Raw genomic sequence first — 24,870 nt, 5'->3', positions numbered from 1 at the left:
CATCATGCTATTCTGCCGGTGGTTAATCCGGGAGGGTTTAGGAGTATATGATCAAAAGTTTTTTCCGAAATTAAATGTTATTTAAACAATTCTACACCTTTTATAAAGGTAACTATCTGCGTATGATCTGCCTGGGTAATTACTGATTTTTCAAGGAATTCATTCAGAAGTTCCTCATCACTAAAATCTTCGTAGGTAAGATCGTAATAGGTACAGGTCAGGGAAAGTTTAGATAGAAGCTTTTTGTCATCGGGGAACCGGATCTGAGCGATTATATCATCGACTTTCTTTTCTATTAATAATTCGATGCCACTTCCGCCATTTGGTAAATATTTTTCTTTGTTCTCATTGTAATAGTTTGTGAGTTCTTGTCTGAAATTCTTCCTGGTATTCAGGACTTCAACCTGCAATAAGGTTGAATTATCTTTTCGTAGTTTATCTATTTCTTCTCTGATATCTCTTACATGTTTATCAAACTCTTCTCTTTTATCCTTAAAAATTATGCTTTTTTCGCGGCACTTGATTGGTATCAGATACCCTGATTGATAGCCATCCCCTTTACCGGCACGCAGATAATCAACAAAGTTACTTAAATCCGAAATTCTCTTTATTACTTCGTTGTCAAAACCCTCACGGAACAGCTTAATGGTTGAATCTATTCTCTTTTGCAGGTTTTTGTCATGAATGGGTAATGCCTGTTGCGGAATTTTTATGGTTTTTTCAGAGAGCTTTGCTCCCTCAAATTTGAATTCTACGAACTGAATTTTTGCATTATAAATGTTCAGAATTCTGCGCATATCGGGGGCGACAGGTGGATTTGCCTGTAACTTACGCTCTACAATTTTAACTTCCTCGGTATTGATCTTTTTTGGATGAGGTGTTTCAATAATAATCTCGGGATTTAAGTATTGCTGAACGATATAATTAATACTCTCCCTCGTCATTTCAAAAGCATTGGGGCCTGTGGTATCTGACTGAAAAATATGGCTTTCGGGAAAGAGGAACCAGCCGGAATCATCAGTGATTAGGAAGCTGATTTTATACCCCTTCATTTCGAGCACTTCAATACGTGCAGCCAAAAGTTCGTTTAGGGATTTTATGTCACCATAACCATTCCTGAAGCTATCTTCAGAAGGATTGATTATCACAACAACCGGCAGACCCTTTTTTTTGCCTCAAGAAGGGGGATTGCAACCTCAGTCTGAATATTTATTGATGAATAAATTACCCGTTTATTAGCATGCAGTATTTTCTCAGCAAGGTCAGAGTATTTTAGAGTCCTTATCATGTCTTTTTCCCATAATTTGATTTTTATTTATTCTGATGGGGCGCTTTTGTTTTCTGTTTTTGGTTTAAACTCTGTTGTCTGGAAACGATTTGCTTCAGTTTTATTTCCATTTTTTCATACTCACCAAGATATGCCCTCATAAGACTTTTCCAAAGTTTTCCATGATTGGGTACCTTAAAGTGAAGCAGTTCATGTACAATTACATATTCACCCAGTTTTTTATCAATGTCAAGCAGTTCTTTGTTAAAGTTCAGGTTTCCGTCCGTTGAACAAGAGGCCCATTTGTTTGCCATGGGTCGGAGAGCCAGAGATTTTACTTTAATTTCCATCTTTACTGCGTAGTTGTAAACCGATTCTTTGAAATCAGCTTTATCTTTCCATTTTGCCATGGTTACATATTAAACATTTTAAACAGAAGATTAAAAAATTCTTCAACAAGATTGGTGGCTTTATCAAAATCATCCTCCTCGGCAAGCAATGCGAAATAGACTGAACGTCTCAGTTCTCTCAATTCCTTCTCACTGGTTTTCCAGTTCGGATGGTTAATAAACTGTTCCTTTATTTGTCCGGTAATCGCTTCGGGATTGTTTATTTCTTTTTCAACAAGCATTCGGTAGATGAAGAATGTCAAACCATCGAAGCCCTTTTCTTCCTGTTCCTTCTTGCGCTGAATATCACCTTCATAGAGTTTCCGGAGTTCCTCCAGCGCCTCCTGTGTGCTTACCTGTCTGTCTTCGTATAGTTCCTGAACAGCTTCTGCCCTCTCTTTTATACCTATTAAAAAGGGATAATCTGAATTTTCGTCAGCTATTCTCTCAATGCTCTTTATAAGATTGATAACTTTATTGTTGTCGTTCTTATTCTTTTGCTTAATATACTCTATGGCTTCTTCATTTATCTCAAAATATTCTTCGCTATATTGCGGCTGTGTGCCGTCTATTCTGCTCTGAACTAATTCATTTGTCTTGCGCTGAAACTCTCTGTCAACCTGAATACGTCTCGTGTAAGCATTCCGGACAATGTTATAAATTGATGTGAGCGTATGATAATTATCAATATAAGGAGAAAGAAATTTGTCCGGGGAAATGATTTCATACAACATCTCAACTTCTTTGAAGAGCTTAAAAAACTCTTGTCGCTTTGATTTGTCACGGAAATGCTCAATGAGATTATCAGTATCCTTATCGTTGAAGTTATGTTTGATCAGCTTCAGATAACCGGGGATATCTTTATCAAATTTCGACTTAAAAAGCTGTTTCAGTAACTCGATATCTTTAATAACGGCCTGGATTTCATCACTGTCAAAGGCAAGCGCTTTTTCAAGATTTTCGAATATGCCAACAAAATCCAGAATAAAGCCATGCGGTTTTACCATTTCGAGCTCTTCATTCTCATAAGGACGATTCACCCGCGCAATTGCCTGCAGCAGAGTGTGATCACGCATCGGTTTATCAAGATACATGGCATAGAGAACCGGGGCATCAAAACCGGTAAGAAGTTTTTCTGTGACAATCAGGATTTTCGGCTGTTCGTTAATCCGGGTAAATTTACGCCTGATTTCTTTTTCCCGGCGGGGATCAATGTGAAAGGCCTTCAGATCCTCAGTATCGTTGTTGTTGCCTGTGTAAACTACTTCTGAATATTCTGCCGGGAGATATTTATCTAATGCTTTTTTGTACAGCGCGCAGCCGGGGCGGTCAACAGCAACTAAGAATGCTTTATAGCCAAGAGGTTCAACATTTTGTTTATAGTGTTCCGCAACGAACTTAGCAACCTTTTCAACCCGCGAAGCGCTTTTCAGAAAATTTTTTGTGTTTACTGCCCGTTCAAGTATTTTGTTTAATTCTTCAATATCGTTAACGCCATATGCTTCGGCTAACTGCAGGAACTCTGCTTCAAGGATTTCTTTAGGAACAAGCAGATCATTGGGTGCCATCCCGTAAAAGAGGGGGAGAGTGGTTCCATCCTGGATGCTGTCAGCAATCGAGTATTTATGCAAATAGCCCTGATCATCATCAGTACCGAAAGTTTTAAAAGTTCCTTTGCCATAGACGGTTTTATCAACAGGTGTTCCGGAGAATCCGATAAAGGTAGCATTTGGCAGTGCAGCCATCAGATAGTTGCCAAGATCACCGCCTGTGGTCCGGTGTGCCTCATCAATAAGCACATAGATGTTTTTTCTTACACTTATATTAGCGGGCATATCTCTGAATTTATGGACCATGCTCACAATAATTCCCCTGAATTCTTTTTTTAACAATTTCTGCAAATCTCTTATACTATCCGCCGGTTCAACATTTGTGATACCGAGTGAAAACATATTTCTGAGCATCTGATCTTCGAGCTCGTTCCGGTCAATGAGCAGAAGAATGGTGGGCTTTTCAGCACGGGGTGCCTTAAAGAGCAGTTCGGCAGCTTTAATCATGGTATAGGTCTTACCGCTCCCCTGGGTGTGCCAGATAAGTCCTCTGGTCTTAACAGGATCCAGTGCCCGTGCAACCACCTGATCAACTGCGTTCTTCTGATGCTGCCGGAGGATAATTTTATTGAGCTCTTCGTTTTGTTCTGTGAAAAGGATAAATCGCTGAATCAGATCAAGTATGTGCTGACTGCCGCAAAAAGATTTTACTTTTGCTTCAAGATTCCCAATTTCTTCATCTTTCCAGTTAAAGATATTCCTGCGGATGGTGTTCCATGTTACGCCGTATGAAAACCCGATGCTTTCAGTGGCGGTAAAGATTTGCTGGGGCACCATTACCTCAGGGGTTTCCCTGTGGTATCTGCGTAGCTGGTCAATGCCAATAGCAATGGCTTCATCCTTGGTTGCGTTTTTACATTCAATAACAAGAACGGGGATGCCATTTATTAAAAAGACAACATCCTCACGGATTGCATAATGACCATTAAAAAAATAATATTCTTCAGTTACTTCAAAGATGTTATTTGCGGGATTCTCATAATCTATAAGAATAAGATTCAGTTCGCGGTTTTCTTCTTTGCAGAAAAATGTTTTTTCCCCTTTCAGGTAGGAGAGAAACTCTCTGTTGCCATGAATAGTAGGGAGGGGCAGTTCCAGTTTGCGGAGTAATTCCTTTTTGCTTTCCTTAAACCGGGGGTTAAACTTCTTTACCTGAGTAATCAAAGTTTCAGTAAAAAAGCGGCTGGCTCCGGCTGCTTTTTCCCTGTGGGAGTAGGCAGAAGAATCAAACTCCCGCCGCTGTTCTGCTTCATTCTGCGGAACAAATGACCAACCGATTTCTTCAGCGTACCGAATAATACGGGCCTGAACACTTTTATGTTCAGAAGGCTTGCTCATTATATTTTATTGACTCGTTTTACATGATTGCTGATTTTCTTTGCAATCCGCAAACCTTGAATAGCAGTCTTTTTTGCTTCGTCATACTTTTTATTCCAATCTTCGTAATTAATTAACTCCAGTTTCACCATTTCGTGCAGAGTTTTATTTCTATCTTTAGCCCATTTACGAATCTCTAAATACGTATCATTCAGTAGTGTATCCGGTTCACGTGGCTCAAGAAAATCCAAGTTATTACCTATGTTATTAAAAATTGTTTTTTTCTGGGGCGATATCCATGCAATCCTTGCTTCCAACCGGTCACATATTATACTCTCACAAAGAGCGATTGCCTCAAGGTAAAAACCTTTTTCGATGGATTCTTTTATTCTAAAATGAGCATTTGCATATAATTCTTTTCTTGCCTGCCCAACTTCAGATTTAGGTCCAGTATTCTTTGCGCGTTCTTTAATCATTTATTACTCCTGGGTTAGTTAAATTTAATTTTGTCAACTCTTCTTTTGCCTGTCATTAATTCATGTAGTAAAACTTTAAAGACACTTGTAAGGCTGTTCCTTTTCTTTTCATGGAAATTGATTTTTTTATCTAACCCTTCAAGTGTGGTAACAACCTTTTCTTGATAACTAAGACCAGGCAGTGGAAAATAGAGACCGCCAAGTCTTGATTTTGATAAATTTGGAATTGTTGTTCTATTACCAGCATCCTTTACGTAACTAGTCTCCTGTACAATTAAGCTCATCCAATACATGAAGTATTTTGGGATTATGCTTTCAGTCTTTCTTCTCATTCGGTGCAAATGATTTTGATAATAAATTTCTTCATGATCATATTCCCAGATTGCAGTTCTTCCAATATCACCCCCCTCGCAGACAAGTAAATCATCTTTTATTAGTCTGAATTTTTTTTCTTCTTCTTTTGTGAAGTTCATTTTATCCAGTTCTGAAAAGTCAATATTACCCCAAAATACATTTGCAGTTCTTAAGAACGGTTTTTGATTTTTCCCTATTCGATTTGTTTTAGAGACCTGTTTGCCCTGCAGTATTTCAAACAAACTTTTTATCTCAACAACCTCCCAACTCTCCGGAACCATGCCAATCTCGGTTTTCTTTTGCTTTTCTCCGAGGGTGCCCTCTGTAAACAGTTTTTGCATAAGGGCTTTTTTCAGATCGGTTGTGTGGCGTATGAGTTTTTCCTGCTGCTCAATGGCTTTTTGCACCGTACTTAACAGATAAGCAATTTTACGCTGCTCTTGGAGAGGTAGTAGGGGGACATGGACACTGCTTTTATATTTAGCAAAATCGAGGTTTCGGATTCCTGTTGTCTGAGATTGCATCTCAGTAGTATTTCCACCTTCATAAAAATGCATTAAGAAATAGAAAACGAATTTTGTGTCAAAGCTATCGTTTACCACCCTGATTCTGGATGTAAAATTAGAGAAACTAAAATTGCCATCCTTTTTATCGAAATATACCACACGGCCAACAGGTTGTTTTGGTCCTCCTCCTGACCGTTCAATGATTATATCACCAAAGATTAGTTGGCGCTGACTGAACTGTTTTTCCTCTACCGCTAAGATTGCAACATTTGAATAGTCTATTTTGCCGCTATTAGTAAAATTGGTGTTGCGAACTACTGTAACAACCTGGAATGGAGGTTTTTTACCAGTCCACAATCCATTTGCGAATTCAAAATATTTTAGATTTTGTAGTAGTACAAAATCTCTCCACGTATTATTCATATCCCCAACCTCTCAAAAATTGCTAATGAATGCTTATCCATTTTTGAAAAGGCAAACCATTTTTTGCCCAGATCTTTCAGCGAAGCGCCAATATGATATACTTCTGTTTTATCAATCAGCAAAAACCTATCATGTGATGCGTTAAAATTATGCAAACTAAGCCCACCATGTTGGGCATTGAACTTTTTGGCATCTTCCTCTAAAGCCCGGCTTATGTTTGTTGTAAATATGCTTACGCTTACGCCTTTTTTCTTTTTGACAAAAAGAGACAACACAGTTTCGTCCACATAATTGTCAATGAGTATTAGACTGTTACTTGCTTTTTTTACCAAATCACTGATAAATAACCAGGCGTCAAACACCTGTCCGTTGAAGAAAATACCCTGCTGTGGTTTAAGATTCTTTTTTTCCATGGCATCAAACAGCAGTTTCACCTTGCTGTCTGTTTCAAACTGCTTAAACTCAACAATCTGAATTCGTTTCAATAAACCGGCATTTTCCATTAAAACGTGCCGCATCTGCACAAAAGCATCCATAATCATCACGCTTGCCTTCACAGCCGTTTCAGAATTAAGCACTGCAGAAAGCATGGCCACACCTTGTTCGGTGAAGGCATAGGGGAGGTATTTTCTGTGTTTTCCCCTTCCGGTATGTAAGGTGCCATTTTGGAACCTTAAAGAGTCATCCGGGTCTATGGTGCCATTTTGGAACCTTAAATCTTCGGACTCTTCTTTTGTAAGCTGAAACATAAATGATTCCGGAAATCTGTCGGGGTTTCGCTTTACAGCACGGTTCAGGTATTTAGTTTCAATGCCATACAATTCTGCCAGATGTTCATCTATCATCACCTGCTGGCCCCGAATTGTAAAAATCAGGTTTATAATATGCTGCTGATATTTTTGAATTGATTTTTCGTTCATATCCCCAGCTTCTTAAAAATATTTTTTAACTCTTTATCAATTTTTACTGATTCTGCTTCTAATTCTTTCAGTTCATCCACCAGTTCGCTTATTGGGCGGTAGGTCTCCGCCTCGGTAACCTGAATGTAACGGCTGGGGCTTATGTTGTAATCATTCTTTATGATTTCCTCCCTGCCCACTAACCGGGAAAATTTTCCTGTGTCCTTAAAAGCTTTATATGTACCGGCAATGCGTTCAATACCTTTTTCGGTAATAAAGTTTTTCGGGTCTCCTTTTTCAAACTCTTTGCCTGCATGGAGCAGGAAAATTTTATCCTTATGAGTTTTGACTTTATTCAGAAAGATAACAATTCCGGGGGCTGTAGTGTTGTAAAAGAGGTTTTCTGGCAGGTAAATAACACCTTCTATCAGGTCGTTATCAACAAACCATTTCCGGCATGCTTTTTCTTTGTTGTTTCCCTGATTGCCGCTTCCCCGGCTTGCGGCTCCGGTATCTAAAATGACTGCAGCTTTTCCGCCATCTTTTAAGCTGCTGTATATATGCTGCATCCAGCCCCAGTCAATTTTGCCTCCGCAGCTACCGGCGGGGAACCGCTCCATTTCATCATTAATAAAAAAATCATCATTAATGTAGTTGAGACTGTCGCGCCCCTGATTCCACATCGGATTTGCCACTACGCGGTCAAAGGTGCGGAGCTTTTTATTGTTCTTTGATCTGAATTTCGGAGTTTTTAATGTATCGCCAATTTCAATTTCCCCCTCCATATCATGGATAACCATATTCATTTTGCTCATCGCCCAGGTTGTCGGGGTTGCCTCCTGTCCAAAGAGTTTGAGCGGGGCATATTTGCTTTTACTCTTTAAGCGCATTTTCTCTTCCATAACCAGCTCACACTTTATGAGCAACCCTCCGCTACCGCAGCAGGGGTCGTAAATTTCCATACCCGGCTCGGCATCCATAACTTTCGCCATGATAATACCAACCTCAGCGGGAGTGTAAAACTCACCCGCGCTCTGACCGCTTCCTTCGGCAAACTTACGGATAAGATACTCATAACTTCTTCCAATAATATCCGGCTCTACATCTTTAAGTCCGAGGCGTTTTTCGGCGATTTTTTCAATCAGTTTGCTCAGGCGATCATCATCAATATCCCGGTGACCATGGGTGGTAGCATTAAAATCAATCCGGTCAATAATCCCTTTTAAGCTGTTGTTCTCTTTTGAAACAGCCCGCATAATATCAGTAAGCTGCTGGCCAATTTTATCGCTGAGTTTTCTTATTACATCCCAGGTCGTTTCCTTTTCCGGGTCATCTGGCCGTAATGGCAGATAAAAACGGACAAGAGACTTATCTTTCTCAACCAGTTGTAATGCTTTGGTTCTTGTCTTTACTTTCTCAGCAATCCGGTCAACTTCATCATCAAAAACATCGCAGAGCCGCTTTACAAATATGAGGGGGAGGATATAATCTTTGTATTTAGGTGCATCAACCACGCCGTGAATACTGCATGCCGCATCCCAGATCCATGCTTCCATGGATTTTATTTTTTCACCGTTTCCGTTTTGTTTTGCCATAGAGTTTGTAAAGAGTTAAAAAATTCTTTCCTTTATGTAAATTTAATATTAAGAGCTTTGTTAAAAAGGTAAATCATTGATGTTAAATTCTTCTTTTGGTTTTTGCTTTTCAATAGAGGATTCAATAAAATTTACAAATCTGATTGTGCTTGTAACGTTGTTGCATATTAAAAGACTTTCTTCATAATTAAGCAGCCGATTATCATGGGCAAAACTCCTATAGTTTCTGATGTCATTGAACGCGTCCATTATATTAATAGAATATTTAAGGATTTTTTCAGCCATTTCAGATTCAATAAATCCAGTGCTATTAATAAACTTTATGTATTTACCATATAAAGCGTTAAGGGAATCAGACTTTTCGTAAGAAATAGAGTGTTTTTCGCATAGTCCGCGAAAAAATTTAACATTGTACGTGTGCAGGCGGTCAAGCGCTGCTTCGGGCTGATTGTTTTCAATACTTTCACGGATGGATTTGGCAAGAAGGTCAAAATCCCCGTCATCATTTATGGGTTGGATGGCGTCAATATTCTCGACTATACTATCCTGTTTTAGCCGAGCTGCAATTTTTTTACACTCCTTATAGGTTGCCTCATTAGAAGCATAATCATAGACATTCTTTTGTGCTAGTATCAACCAGTAGTCTAATAATTCCGAGAGTAACTTTCCCACAATATTATTCGGTTCAATTTTAATTAATTGTCTTAACCGATTTGCCTTTGACCCTGAGACACCCAAATATTTATCGTCATAAACATCCAAACCAATAGTATCAATAATGAATTCGCGAAATGTCCGGTCAGAGAAATCCAGTACATATCCTGAATGCATTACGAGCAAATCTTCAAGATGCTTTTTTTCTATAAATGTAAGATCGGACATTCTAAACTGTTTTTAAAAGTTGATTTTTCTGAAAATCTGGTAAAGAAGACCTGTTCAATTGGGAGTCCAAACAGCGATAAGTTCCACTATTTTTTGAGGGTTAACCAGGGGAACACCCAGCCAAACCAAGCAGGAACTCTGAGAACCGGCTTCAAACCCGTAATGAAAAATAAGTAAAAATTCCGATTTTTCGGCAAAAGATAGCAGCTATTACGGCTGTGATGATGGTTCGTTTAATAAATATAGTCGGGGGGGGGAATCAAATGGGATATGTTCGCGACTGCCATAATGCTCTGCATAGTAGGAGAGTCTTCCAGCGCACCCGCTGCCGAGTTTCAGGTTAAGGATTTCCCAATTAAATGGTCACCCTCTGCGCGGGTTTGCATGAATTATGATTGAACTGATATTCTCTTGATTGGTCACCGGCTGCCCAGGTTATATCCGAGACTCACCGAGCCCTGTCTCTGCGGGTGCGGCAAAATTATCTGATAATTGCTATTTTCTGGCGGTACTGCTTATCGTCAGCGGAAAGCTGGATAATATATATTCCTGACGAAATAGTACGGGCTGTAAGCGGATAGGTATATACTCCGGCGGGGAGCTCTTCATTGGCTAATTCAGCGATCAGTTCACCCGTCAGTGAATAAATCCGCGCGGTTATTTTCTTTGTCTGTATCAGTTCAAACCCGATGCTGATGTTATCCGATGCCGGATTTGGCCACGGCTTGTAAAGCTGAATTCCGTCACGCAAGAGTTCATCCGGGTAGCGGCGTGTGATGTTTACTTCTTTCAGGATTTTCTCTTCAGGATCTATCTGAACAAGAAAGGGTTCTGCAGGAGTTATAATATCTGTGCTCTGGATGGCGGTGTTGTTATCAATCGTAAGGGTTGTATCTCCCAAGGCAGTGCTGAGGGTTATATCGAGCGGCATGCGGAATACCACGCCTGCGGTATTGGCTGTCTGGTCTATGGTGATGCTCGTTTTAGATCCTCCGGTCATCAGACGGGAAGTGTTATAGGTAACAAGATATTTCGGGTAGCCGGGTTTGGTTATCCATTGATCAAAGAAATACGCAAGTGATGAGCCGTATATACGAGTGGCGATTTGTTCAAGATCGGAAGTGGATGCGTTTCCGTATGCCAGTCCCGGTGCATTGTGGAACTCTCTGATTATCTGAAAGAATGCGCTGTCACCGGTGATAGTGCGCAGCATGTGAACTACCCATGATGCTTTTGCATAGGTGCGGTTGAAGTCGAATATGGAAAACACATTCTGCACATCCTGAACAAGAATAGTCCCTTCTGCCGCACGGGCGGGCACTGCCCTGAGAGACATATACTCCTTAAGCCATTCTTTGTTTAGATATTCATACCAGAGACCTTCCGAGTAGGTGGCAAAACCCTCATGCAGCCAGATATCCTGCCAGGTCCGGTTGGTGACTTTATCGCCATACCACTGATGCGCGAGTTCGTGGGCGATTATGCCGTCATCAAACCGCGCCATGGATGAGATGGTCTGATGCTCCATGCCTCCGCCCCTGCCGAACTGTGCATGGCCATATTTCTCCCTGATGAACGGGTACTCGCCAAACAGTCCGGTGAAAAGTTTCATCATCTCAACGGTTTTGTCAAGCTGGGGTATCAGGTCATTAATGATCTCAGGGACAAGATAGTGAACAATGGGGAGTGAATCGTTTGCAGTATATCTGAACCAGTTCTGATAGAGAGAGTAATTAGAGATAGCCACAGAGATAAGATAATTAGCGATGGGGTAGCGTGTGCTCCAGTGCCAGCGTGCTTTTGAGCCGGTTATGGTTTTTGAAATAAGCAGGCCGTTTGAAACCGCGGTAAAGGATGTATCGCAGATGATTATGATATCTGCCGAGTCTGCCTTATCATCCACGGAATTTTTATTAGCCCACCAGTCCGATGAGCCGTAGGGTTCGCTGAGTGACCAGACTGAGGGATGATTATACATACTGCCGAAAGTGAAACTGCCGAATCCGGTTGAAGAAGGTACGCCGTCATAGTAGATGGTAACATCAGTCCGTTCGTTCAGGGAAAGGGGTGAGGGAAGAGTGAAACTGACTTTATCCGAACTATGAGTAAAAGGAAGCGAGGTATTCTGCCAGATAACAGAGTCACACGCCAGAGTATTCGTCAGATTAATATATATCTCCTGAAGTCCCGGAACAAGCGCCTTAAAGCCGATACTGGTTGAACCGGTTATTCTTCTTGCGGGATAATCAATATCCATATTAATAGCGTAATAGACCGCGTCAATATTAGGGTCACCCTGCGGCACAGAGGCCGGAGGCGAGGGGTGTAATTTAAAGCAGTGAATATCGCCCGCTCCTACAGAGAGTGTCTGCGCGGAGAGAGTGGGGCTCAGCAGCAGGAGAAGTATCAGCCCGGCGCTATATATACCGCTGAACAGTTTCATCCAGATACTCATGGAATTTTTTCGGGAGATTCCGGTATTTAGCGCTGAGCTTAGATTTAACTTCCGAGAGGTGCATACCCTTCAGAGGGGCTGCATCCTGCCGGATGTTTTCCAGAATAGTATCAATTTTATCACGGACTTTTTCTATCACTGCCTGATCCGGGGTATCAGCAACAAGAGAAGCTGTTTTACCAATATCATACTGCTGTTCTGAGAGCGTTCTGAGGACCACTCCGCGGAAATGTTCGTTGATAAGTGTTCTGCCGGTGCCCAGTTCTTTTGCTGTTTCCGTGAATGATGAATGGCCGAATCCTTTTTCACGCAGAGACTGCAGAACAATTTCCTCATAGCTTAGGGAAAAGTTTTTTGTTAATTCAGGCGGAAGATCAGCTAGAGTAATTACTGATTTCTTTTCTCCGCGGGCAAATACCAGCGCGCGTTTGATGACGGATTCCAGCTCCCGCACATTGCCGTGCCATTCGCCTGCCTGAAGCGCTTCCGAGGCGGCAACGGAGATCTTCAGTTCCTGCCCTGACTGCGCTATGAAGTTCTGCACCAGCGGATATATATCTTCCTTCCTTTCGCGCAGCGGCGGAAGATTTATCCGGAGGATGTTCAGGCGGTAATACAAATCCTGTCTGAATTTTCCTTCTTTAACGGCCCGCTCAAGATTTTTATTGGTGGCGGCTATTACGCGGACATCAACTTTAATTGTTTTTGAAGAGCCGACCCGCTCAAGAGTTCCTTCCTGAAGCACACGGAGAAGTTTCACCTGAAAATTTTCTGATATCTCGCCTATCTCATCAAGAAATATGGTACCCTGGTCGGCTGTTTCAAACCTGCCCGGCTTATCAGCCGCGGCTCCGGTGAAGGCCCCTTTCACATGGCCGAAGAGTTCACTTTCCAGAAGGGATTCTGATAACGCGCCGCAGTTGACCGCCAAAAAGGGTTTCGAACTTCGGGCGGAAAGAGTATGCAGTGCTTTTGCGGTGAGTTCTTTTCCCGTTCCGCTTTCCCCGATAATCAGCACCGTTTCATCCGACGGCGCGAATTTCTTAATCAGGTTCACCGTCTGCTTCATCGCCTGGGAGCGGAAGACCATTCCTTCAAATGATATATACTGCTGATCCGCGGAGCCGGGTTCGGCTATTTCTTCATCCCTGACCGAAGAGCGGAGTTTTTCGATTTCCGATTTAAGAGAAGCGATAAGTTCATGGCTGCCGGTATCCTGCTTTTCTGAAGAACCGGCCTCAAGCTGCTCAAGCTGGCGGGTTTTGCGGTCAAGGAGCAGGCGCAGACTTTCAAGCTCGCCCAAAGACGCGCGGGCCGATTCCTTCTCGCGGAACAGGGAGATAATCAGTTCTCCTCCGGCCGCTGTAACGGTATATATAACTAATGCCGTGAGGGGAACAATATATACGGATGAGGCCAGAATCACAAAGAGGGCCGCAAGAATGGCGGCAGAACCGAAGAGAACGGCCAGCCGGACGCGGAGACTCCTGTTCATGCTCAGGAACCAGATGCCGGGGAAGAGAATGCCCGCGAGAATAAGCAGAGGTATATATATACTTCCGTTCAGAGCCCTGCTGTTCAGCAGATTGTCGGCGGCGAATGCGTGAAGCGCCAGTCCCGGCACATCCCCTTCCTGCCAGGAGTGAATCTTAGCGGTGAACTTTTCATCGGTAACACCGGTCAGGATAATCTTGTCTTTCAGAAAAGAAAGAGAGTCGGGGTTTGAGGTATCAAGGCGGAAAAACTCCAGCAATGAAAGCCGCCGGAACGAGGAAAACGTATTGAAGAAATTTACCTGCAGCATATCATCCTTGTCCGCAGCTCCGGTAACAGCTGAGGAAAAAGAAGGGATAAGGATATTGCCTGAAATCAGATTCACGGGAATGGAGGCGGTGGGTTCCTGTTGGTAATTCAGATGTCCGGAAGCTGCTGCTTTAAAAGCCGGCAGGATGAGTGAATCCGCGGTAACCTTTCCGCCGCTTATCCGGCTGTCAGGGGCAAAAGCTGATAGAACAACATTCCCCGCGGCAGTTATCTCCTGCTGAAAAAGCTGGTCATAGTAATCAGTCTCTGTGGCTGACCGGGCGAAAAGCAGCTCAAATCCTATGGTTTTCACCTCATATTTCTTGAGGGTGCGGGTCAGGAGTGCATAATAGCTGCGCTTGAGGGGAAATCCCCCGAGTCCGTCAATATCCGTTCCGGTGATGGTTATGACCACGATATTGGTATCGGGAACATTTTTCATAAAGCCGGGTGTTAAGGAAGAGGAAAGAGTGAGGTCGGACGGCTCAAATGAAGTTCTGAAAAGAAGGACAAAGAGTGTAATAATAACAGCAGGAATAATCCGCAGTGAAGTACTGCCGGCAGAAGAAAAATTATTCGTCACTCTGAAGAATTCCGGAATCTCTTTATAAATTACTTTCACAATTTACTATAAAAATCAGTTATTTTTCCTCAGGATATGGATAAGAACAACAGCGATCAACAAAAGAAACAGGACACCCGGCAGCAGGAAATAGAACGGCTGCACCGGGAGGCGGTTGAGCAGGGGGAGATTACCTATAAGGATCCGGTAACCGGATTCAGCGTTTTCACCGAGCTGTTTCACCGGCGGAGGGGTGCATGCTGCAATTCCGGCTGCCGGCATTGTCCATATTAGGGGATTTGGGTATATTTCCAGTCTAAAATTCAGGAAATACCAATGAAAACACTTTTTTCTCTTTTTACTTTTCTTATTCTCACCTTCACCTTTACCACCGCGTGCAATTTAACCGGAGACAGCAAGAAATTCGGCGAACAGATTACCATGACCGAAAAAACAAAAATTTCTGATATTCTGGCTGACCCTGAGTCATTTGTCGGAAAAAAAGTTCTTGTTGAAGGGGAAGTAATTGATGTCTGCTCAGCTGCCGGATGCTGGATGGAATTAAAAAGCGACAAAGACGGCAAAATTAAAATTAAAGTAAAAGACGGTGAAATTGTTTTCCCGATGGAAGCAGCAGGAAAAAAAGCTTTGGTTGAAGGGCTTGTCTATAAGATTGACCTTGACCATGAATCCGCAATTGAATATATGCAGCACCTCGCTGAAGATGCAGGAAAAGATTTTGATCCTTCAACCGTTACCGGTCCGATGGTTATCTATCAGATAAAAGGTATCGGCGCTGAAATTGCTGATTTGAAATAAGAACGTATTATTTATGATAAAACCCCGGTTCCCAAAGAGCCGGGGTTTTTTGTTTTAGGGATATTACATGCAGAGTAAGCAGGTTGTTTTGCAGAGTATAGCAGAGGCAGAAGTTTAAAGCAGATTAACGCAGAGGAAGAATTTTCCCGCAGATTTCGCAGATTAACGCAGAGGAAGAAGCTATCGCAGAATACGATACCCCGGAAATTCATAATTCATACTTCATACTTCATAATTCACCGAGTATATATTCCGTCATTGCGCGGTGATCATCAAATGTTCTGACCAATCCTGTTAACCTGCCTTCGCGGATTATCTGTTCTTCCATCAGGGGGATGATATTGCTCCAGAGAGGGGAATGTGCCGCCGCGGGTTTTCTCGGAAGGAGGCCTTTATTAATCAGTTCCCACACGGCTGAAAGCTCAAGCAGGGTGCCGGTTCCCCCCTGCAGAATGATATATGCATCGCCATATTCTATAAGTCTGGTAATGCGTTCAAAAAGGGAGGGGCACTCAATCTTTGATGTGAGATATGGGTTTGAATTCGGAAAAGCTGAAACTGTTATACCCAATGCTTCACCTCCAGCCTCAACAGCCCCGCGGGAGGCTGCTTCCATGATGCCTTTGTTGCCGCCGGAACAGACTCCAAATCCCGCTTCAGCAATCCTCCGTCCTGTTTCATAAGCGATGGTGTACTGTTCATCCCCTTCGGAAGGAAGGGAGCTGCCAAAAAGTGTTATGTACCTCATGTGTTTTCCTCAAAAATCTTCGATAAAGAGCAGCTCGGTTTTTCCGCTGCCATAGCCGCAGAGAATTGCTCTCTGACCGAACTCTTTTCCCAGTGCCAGAGCTTCATTTTTTTTAATGCCGAGTATCAGATAGCTGTCTTCCGGCTCCCATCCTTCTTCACGCGGAATGCCTTTTCCCTCAAAGTATATATACCGCCCCTGCGTGATTCTTTCTTCAAGAAGAGAATTTTGCTTCCGGTTTTGTGCTGATGAAACGGGCTCCGAACCCGGATTCCAGGCGGTAATAAAAGCATACCCTTTTTCGTCAAAGCCGGAGGTGAGCTGTCCGAGGATTGCGCAGGGCTCTCCCGGAATCAGGGTGATGCCCGCTTCGGGGCAGACGTAATCAGTGGCCCGGTATATATCCTCCCATTTTTTTCTTTCTTCTGTCACGCGGACTGATTCCTTTCCTGCCGGGTTAATCCGTTAATCATCTTTCCTGAAAGCAAGAACCAGTTCGCCGTTCAGATAAAGCTGCAGTACGTTCCGTTTAATCTGGGCTTCGGCCGCGCTGGTAAGCAGACGCACATACAATGATTCAAACTCCGTAAGCTCTCCGCAGAATTTTTTTGTGCCGGCCGGCGGTTCAAAGGTTATTTTTTCTCCTTCGGTCTGATATCCTCCGTTAAAGGAGTTGCATCCCGCCGACAGCTGAAATGAGGAGCTTTCTGTATTTACAAAGAGGAAGGTACCCTGCGGAATTTCCGCCCGTTCTTTCATTTCTATCAGGAGCCATTTTCCTCCGAAAGGAACGGGGGTTTCGTTTTGCCTGGATGAGATACAGCCGGTGATATATACTGCCGCGGCAAGAAGCAGCAATGCCGCGCCGGATTTGCTAAATATCATCATTCTGCCCTATCTCCTCTGAAGTCCACTTCACGCTGACCACACCCGGCTCAATCATCATTTTTGCGAGCAGTTTTTCAATCTCATCATCATTGCGGTGACGCAGATACACAACTGCATTTACTTCCATGGTGCCGGGATCAGGAGTTTTTTTGGTTTCGATTGACTGAAGCAGTATATCCTGATCAACCACAGCGCGGAGCAGGAAGGTGCGCACGGACATCTCCTGGGCTTTAACGCAATGGGTGTTGATGAAATACTGATACCCCACGCCGGTCTCTTTACCGTGTGTTCCTTTTATTTTGTTTGCAAGGGGGCGAAGAATAATATGCGTGATGATAATCAGACCGGTTGCTGCTGCTGCATGGCGGATAAATCCCGCACCTGCAAGTGAGCCGATTGCCGCGGTGCACCAGACGGTGGCAGCAGTGTTAAGGCCTTTAACGGTTGCGCCTTCCTTAAACATAATACCCGCGCCAAGAAAACCAATACCGGTAACAATCTGTGCCGCTATTCGCGTGACATCAGGATTGCCGGGAAATAAAAATGTCATTGAAATAAACATGGAGGAACCAAGAGCAACAAGCGCATTGGTGCGCAGCCCTGCTTCCTTTAACTGAAACTGACGTTCAAGCCCGATGAGAGATCCGAAAATAAGGGCGGCCATGATGTTGGTAAAATACTCGGTGAATTCCATAGTAATCTGAATTTTATTCACCATGATTTAGATAAAATCCCGCTAATTTCCAAAAGATTTATTGCGGGGTCCGCGGGGAAGGATACCGGAAGTAAACCCTTACCCGATTGCTTTTACCACTTCAGATTAAGGAACTCATCCTTGAAGTTAACGGAGCTGTCCCAGTCTTTAATGATATTTCCGTTCTTCATAAAGACGATTCTGGGCGGGCTTGCTGTGAGCATCGGAAAGAACTCCTCAACCGGAATGATTGACCAGGGGAGCTCACCTCCTGCATATTCAAAGAAAGGGGCAACCTGCCACTCCTCACCGAAGAAGAGGATAAAAACCGGCGGAAGTTTTGTTCCCTGATTCTTAAGAGTCAGATAGGTTTTGGCTGTTTCCATGCAATGGTCGCAGTCAAGGCTGAAGAGAGCAACCAGTTTCGCTCCGGAATCAAGGTCTGTGGTGCCATGGGCATTAAAGTTTTTATACTTTGCAAAAACGGAGGTCTTCTTCGGAAGATCGTCAGCAGCCCGTTCCGGTTTTGATGGAGTGACTTCCTCCGGGGGAGCTGTTTCAAGGGCGTATTTATCAGGAGTTTTTTCAGCTTCAACCACCGGATCAAGAGGCCGGTCGGGCTTTTCCGCCGGTTCCGTAACGATGTTTTTTGTGAGTTCAGGCTTCTGGTACCGGGTGACCGGAAGGAGGAGAAAAAGCATTATGGCCAGCAGAACCGGGGGAATTATATGAAAGTGAAGCGGCCGGCTCTTCTCCTGCTTTCTGAACCAGAGATATACCAGCAGCGCCATCAGCAGGATATTTTTTATCAGTGCCTCGAGCGGTGTCATGGGAATCAGCTCACCAAAGCATCCGCAGTTGCTTCCGCCGGTTGCCGTAACAATGCTGTAAACAAGATGGATATTGAATCCTGTCAGCATCAAAAATGAAACGGGGAGATAAAATTTCCGGTAATATCCGCCGATGAAGAATCCGGCACCAAGGATAAGTTCGGCAAGGATAATCAGGCGCGACATCCAGGGAACCAGTTCCCAGGTGCTAAGTCCCTGATTAACCATCAGCAGTTCAAAAGAGTGAATGGGAAAGAGTTTTGAAATTCCGGAAACCAGAAACAAAATGCCCGGAATAAAATACCAGGCGCGGTGCTGCAATATTTTTTCTTTCATAAACTCAAAATGATAAACTTTTGCTCACAAGGCAAGTCTCTTAAACGGTGAAATGACTATATTGGGAAAAATGAAAGAAATGTTCTCTGTGAACGGTTTGGCAGAAAAGATGGTTTTACCAGAAAAACAACAGAAGGCAGATGAAAGTTTTACTGATTATGATATATATAGCAGCCGGGCTTCAGGGCTGTTCAAAACCGGGAGAACCGGAAGGAACACGCGTGACTGAAAAAAGGGAAATTAGCATTCTCGCGCTTGGTGATTCATATACAATAGGGGAAGGGGTTGCCTCATCCGAACGGTGGCCTGAGCAGCTTGCTGATTCACTAAGGGCGAGAGGTTTCACGCCGGCGCCGCCTCAGATTATAGCTGTAACCGGATGGACTACCGGCGATCTCAGCGCGGGGATGGACCGCTCAGAGCTTAAAGAACGGTATGACCTGGTCACTCTGCTGATCGGGGTGAACAACCAATACCGGGGATATGATACCACGCTTTACCGCAGCGAACTGGAAATGCTTATCAGAAGAGCGGTGATACTTGCCGGCTCACCGGACCGTGTGCTGATTGTTTCAATACCGGACTGGGGCGTTACTCCCTTTGCCGCGGGAAGAAACAGGGAGCGTATTGCAGCGGAAATTGATATATATAACAGAATCAAGGCGGAGCTTTCAACAAAGGCCGGCTGCCCGTATTTTTATATAACGGATATCAGCCGTGCGGCAGCGGAGGTTCCCTCACTGCTCGCGGGGGATAAACTTCATCCATCGGGTGCAATGTATGCACTCTGGGTTGAGCGTATGATGCCCGCGGTTGTGCAGATAGCGGCCAGACTGCAATGAGTTTACCGGAAAAGACTGAAGCCAGGGAACTTGACGGTAACTCCGCGCTGAAAGAATTCAGAGCAGAATTTTTTCATGGAACTCCTGAATGTATCTATCTGGACGGCAACTCGCTTGGACGCCTTCCCCTTAAAACCATCAGCAGAATGGAGCGCGCGGTAAAAGGGGAATGGGGGGAACGGCTTATACGCGGCTGGAATGAGGGGTGGTACACCATGCCCGAAAAACTTTCCGCTCAATTGGCTCCGGTTATAGACGCAGAAGCCGGTGAGGTACTGATAACGGGGACGGTGTCATTAAACCTCTATAAACTTGCAGATGCCGCGCTGCGGATGAAATCAGGGAGAAGCACTATTGTTACCGATTCCCTTAACTTTCCTTCGGATATATATATCCTTGAAGGGCTGGTGAGAAATCACGGCGGACATCATTCGCTCCGGATAGCCGGGAGCAGGGACGGAATTTCGGTATCCTATGATGATCTTTTTGAACTGATAACTGAAGATACGGCTCTTGTTGTTTTATCACTCGTCGCGTTTAAGAGTGCATTCATGTATGATATGAAAAGAGTAAATGAGTATGCACGCAGCAAGGGAGCTCTTGTTATCTGGGATCTGAGCCATGCCGCGGGCGCGGTACCATGCCGTCTTAATGAGAGCGGCGCCCACATGGCGGTGGGGTGCACCTATAAATATCTGAACGGAGGACCCGGCGCGCCGGGGTACCTGTATATACGCCAAGATTTGCTGCCGGAACTTGAGCCCCCCATTCAGGGATGGTTCGGACATGCTGATCCTTTTGCATTCTCGCTTTCTTATAAACCGGCTCAGGGGATCCGCAAATTTATGACCGGAACTCCGCCGGTGCTCTCTCTGATACCGCTTGAGATTTCGCTTGAAATGATCAGCAGGGCGGGCATTAATCAGATACGAAAACAGAGTAAAGCGCTTTGCGGCTTCCTGGTTTCGCTCAGTGAAAAGTATCTGTATCCGCTCGGTTTTTCAGCCGGTTTTCCGCAAAATGAAAATGAACGGGGCTCCCATATTTCGCTTCGTCATCCGGAAGGCTACAGAATCTGCAAAGCGCTTATTCAGGGACTGGGCGGGGAGGTTATTATTCCTGACTTCAGAGAGCCTGATAACATCCGCTTTGGCATCAGTCCGCTTTATAATACGCATGAAGAACTTGTAGTAACAGTCGAGAATCTGGTAAAGATTATCTCGGAACGGCTTTATGAACAAATTCCTTTTCAGAAGGATGCGGTAACATAAAGCATTTACACATATTGAATGTACGTTAATTCCTTCCGAATAATATCCGGAAGATTCTAAGTAGAACCCAGTGGCCGAAGAGTTCCGGTTAAACTTGCAGAAAAAGAATTTTAACGTAAAGCTTTAAACACATTCGTCTCTAAAAATTTCGCGCCAAGACGCAAAGAAGAATATCAAATCCGTAGGGACAGGTCGTGACCTGTCCTGATGAATGCAGGCTGGAGCAAACAATTTATAGGATAGAACAACTCGCGGTTTGTCCCAACAGCGATAATGATTTTATGGGGTCATGTCGTAATCTGTACTATTCACCTTAAATGGGAAGAACTTTAGAAACTATTTCAGATTGTTCTGTTAATTTCCGAAGTTGGTATTTTCAGGAGCTTAACTACCAATTTATAAACATAGGTGCTAAGTTCCTCCGACCACCTTGCTTTTGGATTTGTTATAAGTTTGATTGAATTAGAAACCGCAGTATTAATATGTGGTAAGAACAATGAACAATTTGGCATTGATTTATTATATGTTCCAAATTCCTCAATAATCTGTGTCTCAATGTAAGTCCTGTTCTTATTCACCTTTTTATTATCGAGTAGTTTTTGCTTTTCGTCCCGGGAAAGCATTGAAACATCTTTTTTGTGAAGCAATAACCATAACTCAAAACAAGGTGTGCTTACTGCCAAATTATAGCTTTTTTGACTACACTCCCTGGCAATTTCATTTAGTTGTTTTGCATCCCAGGAATCACGATCAATTAACATCCAGAGTTCATCCTCCTGATATAATTTGTATTCTTCCTTAAACTTGTCTAAACGCTTTATTACATTTCTTGGGCTGCTTTTGCCATCAGATGCCGGAAGAATTTCGATATAATACGAATTTGAATTTACGAGTTCACTATCAAAGAGATTGGAAAAATAAACCTTTTCAGTTTTTTCTCCTTCGGTCGCAATAATAAAGAGCTTTTTATACTCACGCTTAAAGCCTGTTCGTTTGTATTCTACACGCTCTCTCCCCATATTATTTTATTGCATGCTTGATATGAGGGGTTGCGCCAAATCTTCCCAGCAAGTAATCATTTCTAATTCTTTTATCAAATCTGATGTTAAAGTCATTTAATGAAAATAGCTTGGATTGATTGGCTGTGCTTTTTTCAACAAACCAGATTTCATCTTTTCTGAAATATTTAAGGTCAAGCAGGTTGGCATCATGTGTTGTTACAATTAACTGAGACTCGAGCCCTTTTGATAATTCAAGGAACAGCCCTAAAAAATTTCTCGATAGATTGGGGTGAAGACTTCTGTCTAACTCATCAACGATGAATACCCTTTCAGATTTTGAAACATCAATTAAAGCGGGAATTAAATCAATCAGGCGCTGAGTGCCGTCTGACTCTTCAGATAGTTCAAAATGAATAGATTCATTTGAATTACTTATTTTGTGTTTTATAATAACCTTGTTAGCATTAACCGTACCATCCTTGTTCTTTGTTAAAGAATAGGTTTGTCTTTCAGGATTCGAAATCAGACTTCGTGAGCCGGGTTTTAATTCAGTTGCGATTTCTTTTTTTAATTCACCAGGAAAATCCTTGAGCGAATAAAAATCCACTTCCATTAATTCTATGCCATCTATTCCCGTGTCAAAATTCTTCAGATATTTTTGAAGTGCTGATCTGAAATCTTCGTTACTTTCCAATTCAAAGAGAAGTCCTCCAAACTTTGTCGAAGGAAAAATGATTGTTAAACTATTATTAAACCATGATATTGCATCGGTTATCGGTTTAATGCCCTGAACATTTTTGCTTACATTTCTTTGAAAACATTCAGTTAAAAACAATTGATTGCTTCTTGTTCCCCGGGCTATAAAATTAAGAAACTCCTTTTCTTTATTTGATTTAAATTTGATGCTCTTGAAATGTGTTTCAAACAGATCATCTTCAGTTTTTATTCTCTCGAAAATGGGTATATCGGAAGTTTTATTGATTTCATACAACCATTCTTCAATAATTCCCGTTGAGTTTAAAATTACACCGTATGCATAGTTTTTACTGTTCTTTCTAAATTCCACCTCAAAACGAGAGGGCTTTTTGATGTAATCAGCATGTAATTTATGTGGAGTCAGATTAATACTCTGCTCTGGTTTGGTGCCCTCCAATACAAGTTGTTGCAGGAAACGCAAGGACTTAATAAGATTTGATTTCCCTGAGGCATTCGCTCCATAAATAATCCCCAATTTGAGGATGTCTATTTCATTTCTGTTCGGAAAATTGGTTTTATGGGACGGATGCGAACGAATCAGTCCGGGAATCATTGAAAAAGAGCATTTCTCCCCAAAGCTCAAAAAATTCTCAATAGTATATCGAATTAACACAAAAGGCCTTTATTTAACGATTGTTAATGTGATTTTTTCACATTCATGGCAAAAAATAATGTTTTTTTTCAAAAAAGGCAAGTAAATTTTAGCATTGGGCATTTGAAAATTGAGTTTGACGAACGATTTTTTGGGTAAAACTTGGGTTTTGGGTAGGATTATTGCACTGATCAATTTGGCTCAGGCCGTGACCCGTCCAGATGTATGCGGCTGGGGAAAACAAGGTACACGATATGACAATCCGCGGGTTATCCTCATCGTTGGTTTATAAAACAAAAGACCTCCGGGAAGGATAACTTTCCCGGAGGCGATCATTCACTAACCCGGAGGTTCTCGGGTTCAATCAATCCACTAAATCAAACTCAGCTTATTAAACTTCCCCCGTTCATACTTCATAATTCTTACTTCAATAACGCCATTTTGCGGCTGAGGACGGTACCGCTTGCGTTCAGAACATAGAAGTAGGTTCCGCTGCTGAGGCCGCTTGCGTCAAAGCGCACGCTGTGGTTGCCAGCCTCATGGTATCCGTTCACCAGATCTGCTACTTTATTGCCCAGTATATCATATACCTGCAGTGATACATTGCCCGGACGGTCAACAGAGAATCTGATCTCGGTCGCGGGGTTAAACGGATTTGGATAATTCTGCCGTAATTCAGCTTTCATCGGAAACAATTCCGGCTCCTTTACATTGGTTGGGGTATCTTCTGTATATACTTCAGCATAACGTGAAGTAAGGGTATCTTCATCATTCCAGCTTACGGTTTCGATAACGTTTAAGAGGGGGAATTTTCCGCTCTGATCATACCAGGTATAGCTGGTTGAAAGCAGATTATCCGAACCGACTTCAAGTTCACCGTAATAGTACATGGTCTTTACTTCATCAACTGATTTTACTCTGAGCACTTCAACAGGCTCCTTACCGGGGAGGATGAGTGTGCCGTAAGCATCACCGGTGAGAGTTCTTGTTCCTCTTTTAATAATGGTAACACCTTCAAGCTCCGCTTCCGTGGCGTATTCGTCGGAGAGCAATGAGCCGTAACCGAATGGTGCGTTTAACAGCCTGCTTGCGTCTTCGTAGCGTTCCGGATAGAGCACGCTTCTGATGCCGATAAGGTCAAGATTGGAGGTGGTTCCGTAATAGTAAAGATATCCGGCTAACTCGGCGAGTTCTTCGGTATATGCCGCAAGGTTTGCTCCGGGGAATTCATCACTAAAAGGAGTTTCAGCCGGGGTAACATATTTCATGGTGACAAAATTATCTGAGATATATAGCGAACTGAAATCCCAGAGTTTATTTGCTCCTCCGGCCATGCTGTCAACCCCGCTTTCATCGGCCTCAATGATATACACACGGTCACCTGCCGCCGGTATTTTCCGTGAGTCAAGTGTTACCTGCGCGAACGCCGCTGCCGTGAGCAGTAAGAATATATATAAGCTTTTCTTCATTCTGTGTCCTTTTTCCTGGTAAAATATACAATCACAGGAGCAAAATTACGGAGGGGGCGTGCGCCGTGCAGGAATTTCGGGAGGAA

At 43.1% G+C, this 24,870-nt stretch carries 22 protein-coding genes; 4 read left to right on the top strand and 18 right to left on the bottom strand.

All coding sequences use genetic code 11. The annotated features are described in order from the left end of the window. Positions 1 to 77: 77 nt before the first annotated feature. From HRU80_01680 to HRU80_01635, 10 genes are all read right to left on the bottom strand, one after another. The gene (locus HRU80_01680; protein QOJ27643.1) at positions 78 to 1,148 is read right to left on the bottom strand and encodes a hypothetical protein; all 1,071 of its coding nucleotides are present in this window, start codon (positions 1,146 to 1,148) and stop codon (positions 78 to 80) included. 163 nt (positions 1,149 to 1,311) lie between these two features. Beyond that, a complete protein-coding gene (locus HRU80_01675) occupies positions 1,312 to 1,677 on the bottom strand; it encodes a M48 family metallopeptidase (GenBank protein ID QOJ27642.1) in 366 nt (121 codons plus the stop codon). A gap of 2 nt (positions 1,678 to 1,679) precedes the next feature. Continuing rightward, positions 1,680 to 4,604: an HsdR family type I site-specific deoxyribonuclease gene (locus HRU80_01670; protein QOJ27641.1), complete on the bottom strand. Its 2,925-nt coding sequence runs from the start codon at positions 4,602 to 4,604 to the stop codon at positions 1,680 to 1,682. Continuing rightward, entirely contained in the window at positions 4,604 to 5,059 is a 456-nt protein-coding gene (locus HRU80_01665) for a hypothetical protein (GenBank protein ID QOJ27640.1), read from the bottom strand. The genes HRU80_01670 and HRU80_01665 overlap by 1 nt, the downstream gene beginning before the upstream one ends. 14 nt (positions 5,060 to 5,073) lie before the next feature. Continuing rightward, on the bottom strand, positions 5,074 to 6,342 hold the full coding sequence (locus tag HRU80_01660; protein QOJ27639.1) for a restriction endonuclease subunit S: 1,269 nt from the start codon (positions 6,340 to 6,342) through the stop codon (positions 5,074 to 5,076). Then, positions 6,339 to 7,262 carry an ORF6N domain-containing protein gene (locus HRU80_01655; protein QOJ27638.1) on the bottom strand — a complete coding sequence of 308 codons (924 nt, stop codon included), beginning with the start codon at positions 7,260 to 7,262 and terminating at the stop codon, positions 6,339 to 6,341. The genes HRU80_01660 and HRU80_01655 overlap by 4 nt, the downstream gene beginning before the upstream one ends. Then, on the bottom strand, positions 7,259 to 8,836 hold the full coding sequence (locus HRU80_01650; GenBank protein ID QOJ27637.1) for an SAM-dependent DNA methyltransferase: 1,578 nt from the start codon (positions 8,834 to 8,836) through the stop codon (positions 7,259 to 7,261). The genes HRU80_01655 and HRU80_01650 overlap by 4 nt, the downstream gene beginning before the upstream one ends. Before the next feature lie 60 nt (positions 8,837 to 8,896). After that, positions 8,897 to 9,718: an abortive infection family protein gene (locus tag HRU80_01645; protein ID QOJ27636.1), complete on the bottom strand. Its 822-nt coding sequence runs from the start codon at positions 9,716 to 9,718 to the stop codon at positions 8,897 to 8,899. 481 nt (positions 9,719 to 10,199) lie between these two features. Further along, positions 10,200 to 12,161, bottom strand: a complete 1,962-nt coding sequence (locus tag HRU80_01640; GenBank protein ID QOJ27635.1) for a T9SS type A sorting domain-containing protein — start codon at positions 12,159 to 12,161, stop codon at positions 10,200 to 10,202. After that, positions 12,136 to 14,598: a sigma 54-interacting transcriptional regulator gene (locus HRU80_01635; GenBank protein QOJ27634.1), complete on the bottom strand. Its 2,463-nt coding sequence runs from the start codon at positions 14,596 to 14,598 to the stop codon at positions 12,136 to 12,138. Before HRU80_01635 ends, HRU80_01640 begins: the two co-directional genes overlap by 26 nt. A gap of 36 nt (positions 14,599 to 14,634) precedes the next feature. Here HRU80_01635 and HRU80_01630 point away from each other — a divergent pair, with 36 nt between their 5' ends. Beyond that, positions 14,635 to 14,832 (top strand): hypothetical protein, encoded by a 198-nt coding sequence (locus tag HRU80_01630; GenBank protein QOJ27633.1) that lies wholly within the window; start codon positions 14,635 to 14,637, stop codon positions 14,830 to 14,832. A gap of 42 nt (positions 14,833 to 14,874) precedes the next feature. Beyond that, positions 14,875 to 15,357 (top strand): DUF4920 domain-containing protein, encoded by a 483-nt coding sequence (locus HRU80_01625; GenBank protein ID QOJ27632.1) that lies wholly within the window; start codon positions 14,875 to 14,877, stop codon positions 15,355 to 15,357. Between the two features lie 229 nt (positions 15,358 to 15,586). Here the strand turns inward: HRU80_01625 and HRU80_01620 are convergent, their stop codons facing one another. The 5 genes from HRU80_01620 to HRU80_01600 form a co-directional block, all read right to left on the bottom strand. After that, complete coding sequence (locus tag HRU80_01620; protein ID QOJ27631.1) at positions 15,587 to 16,105, bottom strand: LOG family protein; 519 nt, start codon at positions 16,103 to 16,105, stop codon at positions 15,587 to 15,589. Positions 16,106 to 16,114: 9 nt separating this feature from the next. After that, positions 16,115 to 16,537, bottom strand: coding sequence for a DUF3293 domain-containing protein (locus tag HRU80_01615; GenBank protein QOJ27630.1), 423 nt, complete (start codon positions 16,535 to 16,537; stop codon positions 16,115 to 16,117). A 33-nt stretch (positions 16,538 to 16,570) separates the two neighbouring features. Then, on the bottom strand, positions 16,571 to 16,993 hold the full coding sequence (locus HRU80_01610) for an META domain-containing protein (GenBank protein ID QOJ27629.1): 423 nt from the start codon (positions 16,991 to 16,993) through the stop codon (positions 16,571 to 16,573). Continuing rightward, entirely contained in the window at positions 16,980 to 17,711 is a 732-nt protein-coding gene (locus HRU80_01605; GenBank protein ID QOJ27628.1) for an MgtC/SapB family protein, read from the bottom strand. The genes HRU80_01610 and HRU80_01605 overlap by 14 nt, the downstream gene beginning before the upstream one ends. An 89-nt stretch (positions 17,712 to 17,800) precedes the next feature. Continuing rightward, on the bottom strand, positions 17,801 to 18,853 hold the full coding sequence (locus HRU80_01600; protein ID QOJ27627.1) for a hypothetical protein: 1,053 nt from the start codon (positions 18,851 to 18,853) through the stop codon (positions 17,801 to 17,803). 158 nt (positions 18,854 to 19,011) lie between these two features. Between HRU80_01600 and HRU80_01595 the strand changes: the two genes are divergently transcribed. Together HRU80_01595 and kynU are read left to right on the top strand one after the other, a co-directional pair. Next, positions 19,012 to 19,695: an SGNH/GDSL hydrolase family protein gene (locus HRU80_01595; protein ID QOJ30424.1), complete on the top strand. Its 684-nt coding sequence runs from the start codon at positions 19,012 to 19,014 to the stop codon at positions 19,693 to 19,695. Beyond that, entirely contained in the window at positions 19,692 to 20,966 is a 1,275-nt protein-coding gene (gene kynU, locus HRU80_01590; GenBank protein QOJ27626.1) for a kynureninase, read from the top strand. The genes HRU80_01595 and kynU overlap by 4 nt, the downstream gene beginning before the upstream one ends. Before the next feature lie 341 nt (positions 20,967 to 21,307). Here kynU and HRU80_01585 read toward each other — a convergent pair whose 3' ends face one another. From HRU80_01585 to HRU80_01575, 3 genes are all read right to left on the bottom strand, one after another. Continuing rightward, the gene (locus HRU80_01585) at positions 21,308 to 21,985 is read right to left on the bottom strand and encodes an RloB domain-containing protein (GenBank protein QOJ27625.1); all 678 of its coding nucleotides are present in this window, start codon (positions 21,983 to 21,985) and stop codon (positions 21,308 to 21,310) included. A gap of 1 nt (position 21,986) precedes the next feature. Continuing rightward, positions 21,987 to 23,276, bottom strand: a complete 1,290-nt coding sequence (locus tag HRU80_01580) for an ATP-binding protein (protein QOJ27624.1) — start codon at positions 23,274 to 23,276, stop codon at positions 21,987 to 21,989. Positions 23,277 to 23,737: 461 nt separating this feature from the next. Then, positions 23,738 to 24,784 (bottom strand): T9SS type A sorting domain-containing protein, encoded by a 1,047-nt coding sequence (locus HRU80_01575; GenBank protein QOJ27623.1) that lies wholly within the window; start codon positions 24,782 to 24,784, stop codon positions 23,738 to 23,740. Positions 24,785 to 24,870: the final 86 nt, after the last annotated feature.

It is taken from the genome of Ignavibacteriales bacterium, from assembly GCA_015709675.1.
In the GTDB taxonomy this organism is placed as follows: Bacteria; Bacteroidota; Ignavibacteria; order Ignavibacteriales; family Ignavibacteriaceae; genus H2-BAC3.
The sequence above is the reverse complement of the archived record's forward strand: the minus strand, read 5'-3'. Positions and strand labels throughout refer to the sequence as shown.